Raw genomic sequence first — 11,864 nt, forward strand, 5'->3', positions numbered from 1 at the left:
TCGCCGCGACGGGCGGTAGTGTCGCCTCGTGAGCAACCTGGAGCGGCATCCGCGTGAGGTCGTCTGCGGCGGCGCGGACCGGCACGCGAGCGAGGTGCTGACCGGCCATCCGGTGGCGCTGGGCGGCCCCCGCGCCATGACCGTCCACCGCCTGCTGCCCGGCCGGCAGCGCCGGATGATCGGCCCGTGGTGCTTCCTGGACGCCTACGGGCCCGAGGTGACCGCCATGCGGGTGCCGCCGCACCCGCACACCGGCCTGCAGACCGTCACCTGGCTGGTCGAGGGCGAGGTGCTGCACCGCGACAGCCTGGGCAGCCAGCAGGCGGTACGGCCCGGCCAGCTCAACCTGATGACGGCCGGGCGGGGCATCTCGCATTCGGAGGAGTCGGCCGAGACGCTGCTGCACGGCGTGCAGCTGTGGGTGGCGCTGCCCGGGGAGCACCGGCACGTCGCCCCGGGTTTCGAGCACCACGCCGGCCTGCCGGAGGAGGGCGGGATCCGGGTGGTCATGGGCTCGCTGGCCGGGATGGCCTCCCCGGCGACGTGCCACAGCCCGCTGGTCTGCGCCGAGATCTCGGTCGCGGGCGGGCTCGAGGTGCCCGTCGACCCGGCGTTCGAGCACGGCGTCCTGTGGCTGTCCTCGGGCGAGGAGCCGTCGGTGGCGTACCTGCCGCCGGGCCGTACCACGATCACCCTGTCCGGCCACGGCCGGGCGCTGCTGATCGGCGGGGAGCCGTTCGGCGAGGAGATCGTCATGTGGTGGAACTTCGTCGGCCGCACCCACGAGGAGATCGCCGCCTACCGCAAGGAGTGGGCCGAGGGCGAGGGCTTCGGCCGCGTCGCGGGCTTCGCCGGGGCGCCCCTGCCCGCCCCGGCGCTGCCCACGGTACGGCTCAAGCCGCGCGGGCGGGTGCGCTAGCTCTCACCGGTGGGTGTAGAAGACGGTCACCCGGTTGTCGCCGGCCGGGACCGTCGCCAGGCGCCGCACCCTCGCCCCGGTGAAGTCGATCACCACGATCTCCGAGGAGTCGCCCTGGCTCAGGCGCGCCCAGCAGATCAGGTGCGCCTCGTCGTACCACCAGGAGTCGCCGGTGCAGGAGGACTCGAAGCGCCTGACCTCCCTGCCGGTGGCGGTGTCGTAGACGCAGTGGTTGCCCGAGTCGAGCCCCGCGCAGGTGGTCTGGAAGAGCCGGCCCGACGGGGAGAACAGGAAGGACGGGATCGCGGCGCCGACGTTCGGGACGCGCCGGACGCGCTCGCCGGTCTCGGTGAAGAAGCGCATCGCCTGCTGGGTGGAGCCGGGGGCGAGCGCGACGACGCCCTTGTCCTCGTGGTCGAAGCCGTAGCGGACGTCGCGCAGCGCGCTCTCCCGCAGGGTGACGACCGAGGCGCGCCGGGCGGCCACGTCCACGATGGCGAACCCGGTGGACTGCCAGCCCTCGCCCGCCGGCTTGCCGACGTTGACCAGGACACGGCTGCTGTCGCGCGACCAGGCCTCGATGTAGGCGCTCAGCGGCTGCCTGCTGGTCTCGATGACGAAGCTCTCGCCGGAGGTCTTGTCGGTGATCCGCACGCTGTCGTAGCCGGTCTCGGTGAAGCGCTTGGCGCGCGCGGCCAGGTACCTGCCGTCGGGCGACAGCAGGCTCTCCCAGAAGTCGTCCTGGCGGGTGAACGAGCCGGTCAGGGAGTCGCGCGGGTAGTAGACCGAGGCCTTCAGGCCCTCGTCCCAGACCGTGTAGGTGGTCAGCCGGACGGCGTCCGTGGGGTGCTCGTAGATCGTGACGCCGGTGTCGGGCAGGCGCACGGTCGCCAGGCCCGTGGTGGCGATGGGCGTGGTGCTGGGGGTGGGCGTGGGCGAGGTCGTCGGGGTGGTCTGGCTGGTCGCGGCCTGGCCGCCGGTCGGGGTGGTGACGGGCGGGGTGCCGGAGGAGCCGCGCAGCGCGACCACGACGGCCACCGCCGTGGCGATGACCGCCAGCCCGGCGGCGATCCCGGCGATCAGGGGGCCGCGTCTCTTCGGCTGGGGGTACGGCTGGGCCGTACCGGGAGCGCCGTGGGGCGGCGCCCAGGGCTGCTGCGAGGCGGCCTGGGGGGTGGCCCACGGCTGCTGGGGCACGGTCCCGCTCTGGCCGGGCACCGGCGGCTGGGCGCCCCACGGCTGGTTCGGCCCGGCGGGGGTCTGGGGCTGCTGCGGGCCCGAGCCGCCCGGGATCCACGGCTGCTGACCCGAGCCGCCCGGCGTCCACGGCTGCTGACCCGAGCCGCCCGGGGTCCACGGCTGCTGGGGGCCCGAGGCGGGAGGGTGCCCGTGGGGTGGCGCGCCGGGGTCGGACCAGGCCTGGCCCTGCGGCGCCTGGAAGCCCGGCGCACCCTGCGGCGCGTGAAACCCGGGCGCACCCTGTGGCGCCTGCCGGCCGCCGGCCGCCGCCGGGCCCTGGCCTCCGGCGACCGAGGCCGCCTCGTGCAGGGGCACGGGCTGGCCGACCAGCCCCATGATCGCCTGCTCGGCCGTCGGCCGCCGGGCCGGGTCCTTCGCCAGGCACGCCGCCACCAGGTCGCGCAGCGGCCCGCCGAGCCCCGACAGGTCCGCCTCGGCGTGCAGGACCCGGTGGATGACGGTCGGCACGGAGTCCCCGGCGAACGGCGGGCGCCCGGTCGCGGCGAAGATCATCGTGCACGCCCACGAGAACATGTCCGCGGGCGGCCCCGCCGGATGGCCGAGGATCTGCTCCGGCGACATGTACGACGGCGTCCCGATCGGCGTGGAGGTGATCGAGGTCATGTCCAGCGCCCTGGCGATGCCGAAGTCGACGACGCGCGGCCCGTCGTCGGCCAGCAGTACGTTGGCCGGGCTGAAGTCGCGGTGGACGATGCCCGCCTGGTGGATGGCCGCCAGGGCGGTGACGGTCCCGATCGCCAGGCGGTGCAGCGCGGCGTCGGCGCGCGGGCCCCGCTCGGTGACCACCTGGTACAGGGACGGGCCGTCGACGTACTCGCTGACGATGAACGGCCGCTCGTCCTGCACGCCCGTCGCCACGCAGCGGGCGGTGCAGAAGGGCGCGACCCGCTGCGCCACCGCCGCCTCCCGGGCGAAGCGCTCGGCCGCCGTGGCGTCTCCGGCCAGGTGAGGGCGCAGCCATTTGATGGCGTACAGCAGGCCCTGCTCGTCGGCGCCGAGGTAGACCACCCCCTGGCCGCCCTCCCCCAAGCGGCCGCGGAGCACGTAGCCCCCGAGACGTTCTGGATCTTCCGGCCTCAGCTGCGCAATCGACGGCATGCGGGGATTATGCCGGTTAATCCTTGCACCTCGCTTACACCCGTGATTGCCGGTGCATCGTCAGTAGACGGAGACGTGCGGGTGGTCGTAGTGGTTGGCGGTGGTGCCGCCGCGGTCGGACATCCACCGCCACGAGCCGGTCCTGACGTGCCAGATCCGCTGGCGGTAGATGACGTACATGATGCCGAGGCGCCGGGCGTTCTTGACCACCCACGCCGCGATCTTGTGGCCGCGTTCCACCTGCTCCCTGGACGGCATGCGCCCGCCGCTGCTCAGCATGAAGTCGCAGGCCCGGCCCAGCGGGTGCTCGCCGCCGTCGTTGATGGGGCGGTAGCACCCGACGCCGAAGCCCTTCCCGAAGCGCTCCACGATCAGGTCGCGGACCAGGCGCATGCGCGGAGTGATGTGGTCGGGGCCGCCGGGCAGCTCGGGCACCCAGGTGCCGTCGGAGCGGCGGAACCCGGGGGCCTCGTGCGCCAGGTCGATCTTGTCCCTGATCCGCTCGATGAGCTTCTCGGCGCGCTTCTTGCGGCGTTCGAGGTCGCCCAGGGTGGTGCGCAGCTCCTCGGCGCGCCGCCCGGCCTCCGCCCGGGCCTGCGCGCGCTGGTCGCGGACGGCGGCGAACCCGCTCAGCCGGGCGCCCTCCTGCTCCACGAGGTACTGGTTGAGGGAGATGCGCCGCAGCAGCGCTTCGGGCTCGAAGCCGCCGTTGAGCATGGTGAGCGTCTGCTCCTCGGCGCCGGTGTAGCGCTCGACGGCCAGCCGCCTGAGCCACTCGGACTCCCTCGCGAACACCGCGTCCGCCTCGGCGAGCCGTTCCCTGGCCGTCTTGTCGGCCTTCTCGGCCTTCTCCAGGGCGATGCGGGAGCTGTAGTACTCGGCGATGACCTTGTCGGACTCCTTCTGGAGCTCGGACAGCTCGCGCCGCAGCTGCTTGAGCGACGGCTTGGGGTCGGCGTGGGCGGGCGCCGCGAGCAGCAGGACCGCCGTGGCCGCCGCGAGGAGGGCTCGGACCGACCCTTGCGCCACGCTCCTCCTTCGCCCGATCCTCCGCGGCGTCGTCCCGCCGGGGACGCTCATCGCCGGCACGTCCGATGGACGATCGTAGCGGTGCGCCGGCCGCCCCATGACCACGATGCCCGAATCGCCCTCCAGCATCGCCATTTGGTCTATACCCTAGTGGGGTATATGGTGGGCAGCACTGGAATTGGCACACATCGGGAGTGAACGGGTATGGCCTCGCACCACGGACATGATGGGCATGGCGGCCACGGGATGGCTCACGGGATGACTCATGGAGCGGCTCGCGGAGCGGCCACGTGGGGCATGGCGGCGTCGGCGACCCTGCACTGCCTCACGGGGTGCGCCATCGGCGAGGTGCTGGGCATGGTCATCGGCACGGCCCTGGGCCTGTCGAACCTGGCCACCATCGCCCTGGCCGTCGCCCTGGCCTTCGTCTTCGGTTACGCCCTCACCATGCGCGGCGTGCTCAAGGCCGGGCTGACCTTCGGCCGGGCGCTCAAGGTGGCGCTGGCGGCCGACACGATCTCCATCACGATCATGGAGATCACCGACAACGCGGTCATGGTGGTCATCCCCGGCGCGATGGACGCGGGCCTGGCCTCGGTGCTGTTCTGGGGCGCGCTGGCGTTCTCGTTCGTCGTCGCCTTCCTCGTCACCTGGCCGATCAACAAGTGGATCATCGGCAGGGGCAAGGGCCACGCCGTCGTCCACTCCTACCACTGATCAAGCCACTGATCGAGCCGCGGCCCGGCCGTCCAGGAGGTCCCTGATCGCCCGTGCGGCCGCGCGCCCGGCCCGGTTGGCGCCCACCGTGCTCGCCGAGGGTCCGTAGCCGACCAGGTGCAGCCGCGGCTCCCGCACCACCAGGGTGCCCTCGACCTTGATGCCCCCGCCGGGTTCGCGCAGCTTCAGCGGCGCGAGGTGGTCCAGCGCCGAGCGGAACCCGGTCGCCCAGACGATCGCGTCGGCCTCGGCCATACGCCCGTCGGCCCAGGCCACGCCGTCCTCCGTGAGCCTGGAGAACATCGGCAGGCGGCGAAGGACGCCCTTGGCCAGCGCCTCCTCCACGACGGCGGTGGCGCGCAGGCCGGTGACCTCGACCACGCTCTGCGGCGGCAGCCCGGCCCGCACCCGGGCCTCGACCATGGCCACCGCGGCCCGCCGTTCCTCCTCGCTGAAGTCGCCGGAGCGGAACACCGGCGGCCTGCGGGTCACCCACAGCACGCCGGCGGCGACGTCGGCCACCTCCGACAGCACGTGCATGGCGGAGGCCCCGCCGCCCACGACGACCACCCGGGCGCCCGCGAACTCGCCCGGCCCGCGATAGCCCGCGTAGTGCAGTTGCCTGCCCCGGAAGCCGGCCGCGCCCGGATAGAAGGGCCAGTGGGGGCGCGTCCAGGTCCCGGTCGCGTTGACCACGGCGCGCGCCGCCCACTCCCCCGCGTCCGAGGCGACCAGCAGCCTGTCCCCCGCGCGGCTGACGCGGGTGACCCTGACCGGCCGCAGCACCTCCAGCCCGGTGCGCCGCTCGTAGTCGGCGTAGTAGGCGGGCACGACCTCGGCGGCGGGCGCGCCGCCGTCGGCGACCGGCTGCCGCCGAAGGCCCGGCAGGTCGAAGATGCCGTGGATCTTGTCCATCGTCAGCGACGGCGACCGCTCCCGCCACGCCCCGCCGGGGCCTTCGGCGGCGTCCAGCACGACGTACGGCACGCCGAGCCGCCCCAGGTGGTAGGCGCTGGACAGGCCCGCCTGCCCGGCCCCGATGACCACGGCGTCGATCCGCTTCACATGCTGCTGAAACCCCGGCGCGGGCTCAGCTCTTCCCCGCCGGCAGCCGCAGGTCGGCGAAGACGGCGCGGTGGTCGGTGCCGGGCACGTCGTAGACCTCCACGCCGGCCACGCCGACCCGGCGGTCGGCGAGCACGTGGTCGATCGTGATGAGCGGCGGCAGGCGGCGGCCGTTCGGCCAGGTGGGGACCAGGCCCTTGCCGGCCTCGGCGGCGGCGTCGAGGTAGCCGCGGCCGAGCAGGTCGCGCAGCGCCCGGTGGTCGAGGCTGGCGTTGAAGTCGCCCGCCAGCACCCGGATGTGGTCGGGCGAGGCCGGCGGCAGCGCGGCCAGCGAGGCGTACCACTCGGCGGTCATCCGGCCCAGCGGCGGGTTGGGGTGGACCGCCACGACCTGGACCGAGCCGCCCCGGGGCAGGGACAGGGTGGCGGCGGGCATGTTGTGCCCGATCGGGGTGAACAGCCCCGTCAGCTCGGTCAGGGGGTGGGCGGCGTACAGGCCGCTGCCCGTCGCGCCGTACTCGGGCTGCAGGACTCGGTACGGCAGCAGCTCGCGCAGCCCGGCCGCGTCGAGCCGTTCCACCGCGCCCGGGGTGAGCTCCAGCACGCTGAGCACGTCCACGTCGTGGCGCCGCACGAGGCCGGCGACGGTCGCCGCGTCGCCGCGGCCGAAGAGGTTGACGGTCAGCACCCGCAGCGGGACCCCGGCCGAGCCACCCGGGGCGGGCAGGGCACGCGGCAGGACCACGGCGCCGAGGAGCACGCAGACCAGCAGCGACGCCGCCGCGACGGGCCAGGCCCGGCGGGCCGCCAGGACCAGCGTCAGCAGCAGGGCGGCCCCGGCCGCGTAGGGCGTCAGCGTCATCAGCTGGGTCGGGAAGGATCCCGTCTCCAGGCCCAGGACGCGGACGAGCGCCCACAGCGCCAGCAGCGCGACCAGCGTCCACGACAGCCACCGGCGGCGGCGCCGTACCGGACGCCGCGCCGCGACGCCGGGCCGGTCCACCTTGGCTGTGACGCTCACCGTGCCATCCCCCCCTGCTCGCATGTCCTCCATGGTCGCGGATCGGTCTGAGAAAAGCGTGAGAAACCCGGCCCGGCATTTGGCCGGCGCGGACGAACACCCACGCGAGCCCTCGTCATAAGGTCGGGGAAAAGGCCGGACGGGAGACGTGGAGTGAGCGTGAAGATCACTGGAGTTGAGCTGCGGCGGATCGCGATGCCCCTGGTGGCGCCGTTCCGCACCTCCTTCGGCACCGAGACGACACGCGACGTGCTGCTGGTCAGGGTGGTGACGCCGGAGGCCGAGGGGTGGGGCGAGTGCGTGGCCATGTCCCAGCCGCTGTACTCCTCCGAGTACGTCGACGGGGCGGCCGAGGTGATCCGCCGCTTCCTGCTGCCCGCGCTGCCCGACGAGGTGGACGCCCAGGCCGTCGCCCGCCACCTGGCGCCGATCAAGGGGCACCGGATGGCCAAGGCGGCGCTGGAGACGGCGATCCTGGACGCCCAGCTGCGGGCCAACGGCGAGTCGTTCGGCCAGTTCCTGGGCGCGGCGGTCGACCGGGTGCCGTGCGGGGTGTCGGTCGGCATCATGGACACCGTCCCGCAGCTGCTGGACGCCGTCGAGGGCTACCTGGAGGAGGGCTACGTCCGGATCAAGCTGAAGATCGAGCCCGGCTGGGACGTCGAGCCCGTCCGCGCGGTCCGCGAGCGCTTCGGCGAGGACCTGCTGCTCCAGGTCGACGCCAACGCCGCCTACACCCTGGCCGACGCCCGGCACCTGGCCAGGCTGGACGCCTTCGGCCTGCTGCTGATCGAGCAGCCGCTGGCCAACGACGACCTCGTCCAGCACGCCCAGCTCGCCGCCCAGCTCCAGACGCCGATCTGCCTGGATGAGTCGATCGAGTCGGCCGAGCACGCCGCCGCCGCGATCTCGCTGGGCGCCTGCTCGATCATCAACATCAAGCCCGGCCGCACGGGCGGGTACCTGGAGGCGCGCCGCATCCACGACCTGTGCCGGGCGCACGGCGTGGCGGTGTGGTGCGGCGGCATGCTGGAGACCGGCCTGGGGCGGGCGGCCAACGTGGCGCTGGCCGCGCTGCCCGGCTTCACGCTGCCGGGCGACACCTCCGCCTCCCGCCGCTACTACGCCACCGACATCACCGAGCCCTTCGAGCTGGCCGAGGGCCACCTGAGCGTCCCGAAGGGGCCGGGCCTGGGTGTGGAGCCGATCCCGTCGATCCTGGAGGAGGTCACCACCTCCAGCGAGTGGATCCCTGCCTGAAAATCCGGTTGCGGTACGGCGCCGCCGTACCCGACCATGAGGGACATGATCCGCCACGCCCAGCTCAGCGCCCCGCGCGGGCTGGCGCGTGCCTTCGACGGCCTGGAGCGCTGACCTCTTCCCGTGCGTCCACGTGACCCGGCGGGGAGAGGTCGACGACCTGCAACGGGTCACGCCCGGGACCGAACCGAAGGAAAGGACCGATGGCCAAGCAGGCCTACGTGCGCGCCAAGCCGCACCTCAACATCGGCACGATGGGGCACGTCGACCACGGCAAGACCACGCTGACCGCGGCGATCACCAAGGTGCTCGCCGAGCGGGGCGGGGCGACCTACACGCCGTTCGAGCGGATCGACCGGGCGCCGGAGGAGGCGGCCCGCGGCATCACGATCAACATCGCGCACGTGGAGTACGAGACCGCCACCCGGCACTACGCCCACGTGGACATGCCGGGGCACGCCGACTACGTGAAGAACATGATCACGGGGGCGGCGCAGCTCGACGGCGCGATCCTCGTGGTCTCCGCCCAGGACGGGATCATGCCGCAGACCCGCGAGCACGTGCTGCTCGCCCGCCGCGTGGGCGTGGAGCACGTCGTCGTCGCGCTCAACAAGGCCGACGGCGCCGACCCCGAGCTGGCCGACCTGGTCGAGCTGGAGCTGGCCGAGCTGCTGGCCGAGCACGGCTACCACGACGTGCCGATGGTGCGGGTGTCCGGGCTGCGGGCGCTGGAGGGCGACCCGGTCTGGGTGGCCTCGATCGAGGCCCTCCTCCAGGCGGTCGACGACCACATCCCCGTGCCGGTGCGCTACGTGGACGCGCCGTTCCTCATGCCGGTGGAGAACGTCCTGACCGTGACCGGCCGCGGCACGGTCGTCACGGGCGCGATCGAGCGCGGCGCGGTCCGCGTCGGCGACTCGGTCGAGGTCGTGGGCTTCCGCGAGCCGTTCACGGCCGTGGTGACCGGGGTGGAGACCTTCGGCAAGACGATGGAGCGGGGCGAGGCCGGGGACAACGCCGCCCTGCTGCTGCGCGGGGTCCGCCGCGAGCAGGTACGGCGGGGACAGGTCCTGGCGGCGCCCGGCACCCAGCGCGCCCACCGGGTCTTCACCGCCCGCCTCTACCTCCTCACCGCCGAGGAGGGCGGGCGGCGCAAGCCTGTCGGGCCGGGCTACCGGCCGCAGTTCTACCTGCGCACCACCGACGTGCCGGGACGGCTGGACCTGGACGGCGAGGCGCAGCCGGGCGACACGGTCGAGGTGCGCGTGGAGCTGGGCAAGCCCGTCGCGCTGGAGCCGGGTCTCGGCTTCGCCGTCAGGGAGGGCGGCCTGACCGTGGGCGCGGGCACGGTCCTCAAGGTCGCCGGCTGACGCCCGTGGCCTTCCCCGGGAGGGAAGGCCACGCCCCGCGTCTCCAGGGGCGTCAGGAGCCGGTTCTGCGCACGTAGTGCAGCAGGAGCCGGTCGCCGACGCTCTTGGAGAACGTGGCCATCCGGCGCACCAGGTTGCCGTCGAAGTCGACGACCCGGTAGTCCAGGTTCGTCCAGCACAGCAGGTGCGACTCGTCGTACCAGCCGTCCTGGAGGGTGCAGGCGGAGGAGAAGCGCCGGATCTCCTGGCCGGAGGCGGTGTCGTAGACGCAGTGGTCGTTGCTGGACATGCCCGGGCAGTCGGTGACGAACAGCCGCCCGGACGGGGAGAACAGCGCGTCCGCCTCGCCCTCCCCCACCTCGGGGACGGTCCGGGTGAGCTTCCCCTCCGGGGTGTAGAAGCGCAGCGGCTGCCGCGAGACCGAGTTGGTCAGGGCCACCACGCCCTTCTGCTCGTGGTCGAAGCCGTAGGAGGCGTCGCGGTGGATCCCCTTGATGGTGTGCGCGCGGAAGGGCGCCTTCAGGTCGCGCACGTCGATGATGCCGAAGCCGCTGGTGTGCCAGTCGTCGCCGACGTGCTTGCCGACGTTGAGCAGCAGGCGGGTGCCGTCGCGGGACCAGCCCTCCATGTAGGCCTCAAGCGGCGACTTGACGGTCTTGACGACGTGGGATTTGCCGGTCTTGGTGTCGTTGATCTGGATCGAGTCGTAGTCGTCGGAGGTGTAGTTGGTGGTCCGCAGGGCCAGGTAGCGGCCGTCGGGCGAGGCGTGGGCGGCCAGGTAGTTGGGGTAGGCGCGGAACGTCCCGCCCGGGAAGGAGGGCGCGTAGTCGACCCAGTCGGCGTCCTTGGCCTTCTTGTAGGAGAAGCCGGCCAGCGTGATCGGGTCGGAGGGGTGGGAGTAGACCTTGGCCCCGGCGTCGGGCAGCACGCTCTCGGTGAGCCCCTCGGCCGGGACGGGGGCGGAGGTGGCCGCGGGCGGCGTGGTGGCCGCGCTCGGGCCGGAGGTGGCGGGCGTGGTCCTGCCGCGGTCGGCCGTCGTGGCCGCCGGGAGGTCGCGCAGCGCCACCACGACGGCGACCACGGTCGCGACCAGCGCGACGGCCGCCGCGACCGCGGCGACCACCCAGGGGCGCGCCCCGCCGCGCCGGGGCGGCGGGTGGGTCGGCGCCGACCACGGACTCGCCTGCCCGTACGGCGTGCCCGCCTGCTGGGGCGGCCCGTACGGCGGGGCGGCGGGCACCCCGGGGCGGGCGGCCCCCGCCCCCTCCGGCAGCGACGCGGCCGGGTTGTGCAGCAGGCGCATGATGACCTGCTGCGCGGTCGGCCGGGCGGCCGGGTCCTTGGCCAGGCAGGCGGCCACCACCTCGCGCAGGTCCCCGTCGATGGCCGACAGGTCCGGCTGGACGTTGAGCACCCGGTTGATCACCGCGGGCACCGAGTCGGCGGCGAAGGGCGCGGTGCCGCTGGAGGCGAAGGCGATCGTGCCGGCCCAGGAGAACATGTCGGCCGCCGGGCTGACCGGGCCGCCCATGATCTGCTCGGGCGACATGTAGGCGGGCGTGCCCATCGGCGTGGAGGTGATCGTCGAGGTGTGCTCCAGCGCCCGGGCGATGCCGAAGTCGATCACGCGCGGCCCGTCGGGGGCCAGCAGCACGTTGGAGGGGCTGAAGTCCCGGTGGACGATGCCCGCCTGGTGGATCGCCGCCAGCGCGGTGGCCGTGCCGATGGCCAGCCTGTGCAGCGCGCTGCCGGTCCGCGGCCCCTCCTCCTTGACCACCTGGTGGAGCGATCGGCCCTCGACGTACTCGCTGGCGATGTACGGCCGGCCGTTGTGCACGCCCGTGCCCAGCACCTTGGCGGTGCAGAACGGCGCCACCCGCTGGGCCACCGCCACCTCGCGGGCGAACCGCTCGGCCGCCACCGCGTCGTCGGTGAGGTGCGGGTGTAACCACTTCAGCGCGACGAGCTCCCCCGAGGGGTCGGCGCCGACGTACACCACTCCCTGGCCGCCCTGACCCAGGCGGCCGCGCAGCTCGTAAGCGCCGATTCGCCGAGGATCATCCGCCCGTAGGTCAGCCCATGCCATGGAAAGATTATTCAGGATACAAAGGCGGGTCCGGCTCAC

The 11,864-nt window shown here is 73.6% G+C and carries 9 protein-coding genes; 4 read left to right on the forward strand and 5 right to left on the reverse strand.

Annotated features, from left to right (window positions below; translation table 11 throughout):
* Nucleotides 1–28: 28 nt before the first annotated feature.
* Complete coding sequence (locus BSB02_RS27985; RefSeq protein WP_084963538.1) at nt 29–919, forward strand: pirin family protein; 891 nt, start codon at nt 29–31, stop codon at nt 917–919.
* A gap of 3 nt (nt 920–922) precedes the next feature.
* Here BSB02_RS27985 and BSB02_RS27990 read toward each other — a convergent pair whose 3' ends face one another.
* Together BSB02_RS27990 and BSB02_RS27995 are read right to left on the reverse strand one after the other, a co-directional pair.
* Complete coding sequence (locus tag BSB02_RS27990; RefSeq protein ID WP_084963539.1) at nt 923–3,277, reverse strand: serine/threonine protein kinase; 2,355 nt, start codon at nt 3,275–3,277, stop codon at nt 923–925.
* Between the two features lie 60 nt (nt 3,278–3,337).
* Complete coding sequence (locus BSB02_RS27995) at nt 3,338–4,306, reverse strand: coiled-coil domain-containing protein (protein WP_084963540.1); 969 nt, start codon at nt 4,304–4,306, stop codon at nt 3,338–3,340.
* A gap of 297 nt (nt 4,307–4,603) precedes the next feature.
* Between BSB02_RS27995 and BSB02_RS28000 the strand changes: the two genes are divergently transcribed.
* Nucleotides 4,604–5,023, forward strand: coding sequence for a DUF4396 domain-containing protein (locus tag BSB02_RS28000; RefSeq protein WP_240506690.1), 420 nt, complete (start codon nt 4,604–4,606; stop codon nt 5,021–5,023).
* Here BSB02_RS28000 and BSB02_RS28005 read toward each other — a convergent pair whose 3' ends face one another.
* Both BSB02_RS28005 and BSB02_RS28010 read right to left on the reverse strand, forming a co-directional pair.
* Complete coding sequence (locus BSB02_RS28005) at nt 5,024–6,088, reverse strand: NAD(P)-binding domain-containing protein (RefSeq protein WP_084963542.1); 1,065 nt, start codon at nt 6,086–6,088, stop codon at nt 5,024–5,026.
* 25 nt (nt 6,089–6,113) lie between these two features.
* The gene (locus tag BSB02_RS28010) at nt 6,114–7,109 is read right to left on the reverse strand and encodes an endonuclease/exonuclease/phosphatase family protein (protein WP_143591233.1); all 996 of its coding nucleotides are present in this window, start codon (nt 7,107–7,109) and stop codon (nt 6,114–6,116) included.
* Between the two features lie 159 nt (nt 7,110–7,268).
* Here BSB02_RS28010 and menC point away from each other — a divergent pair, with 159 nt between their 5' ends.
* Both menC and tuf read left to right on the forward strand, forming a co-directional pair.
* On the forward strand, nt 7,269–8,369 hold the full coding sequence (gene menC / locus BSB02_RS28015) for an o-succinylbenzoate synthase (RefSeq protein WP_206184932.1): 1,101 nt from the start codon (nt 7,269–7,271) through the stop codon (nt 8,367–8,369).
* Between the two features lie 203 nt (nt 8,370–8,572).
* The gene (gene tuf / locus BSB02_RS28020) at nt 8,573–9,739 is read left to right on the forward strand and encodes an elongation factor Tu (RefSeq protein ID WP_084963544.1); all 1,167 of its coding nucleotides are present in this window, start codon (nt 8,573–8,575) and stop codon (nt 9,737–9,739) included.
* Between the two features lie 52 nt (nt 9,740–9,791).
* On the opposite strand, the gene BSB02_RS28025 is transcribed toward tuf, so the two are convergent.
* Nucleotides 9,792–11,825, reverse strand: coding sequence for a serine/threonine protein kinase (locus BSB02_RS28025; protein WP_084963545.1), 2,034 nt, complete (start codon nt 11,823–11,825; stop codon nt 9,792–9,794).
* Between the last annotated feature and the right edge of the window lie 39 nt (nt 11,826–11,864).

This window comes from Thermoactinospora rubra (genome assembly GCF_002093975.1).
GTDB classification, from domain to species: domain Bacteria; phylum Actinomycetota; class Actinomycetes; order Streptosporangiales; family Streptosporangiaceae; genus Nonomuraea; species Nonomuraea rubra_A.

Coding starts and splice junctions, on each gene's coding strand:
- BSB02_RS27990 (WP_084963539.1), bottom strand. CDS start 3,277: ATGCCGTCGATTGCGCAGCTGAGGCCGGAAGATCCAGAACGTCTCGGG.
- BSB02_RS28000 (WP_240506690.1), top strand. CDS start 4,604: ATGGCGGCGTCGGCGACCCTGCACTGCCTCACGGGGTGCGCCATCGGC.
- tuf (WP_084963544.1), top strand. CDS start 8,573: ATGGCCAAGCAGGCCTACGTGCGCGCCAAGCCGCACCTCAACATCGGC.
- BSB02_RS28025 (WP_084963545.1), bottom strand. CDS start 11,825: ATGGCATGGGCTGACCTACGGGCGGATGATCCTCGGCGAATCGGCGCT.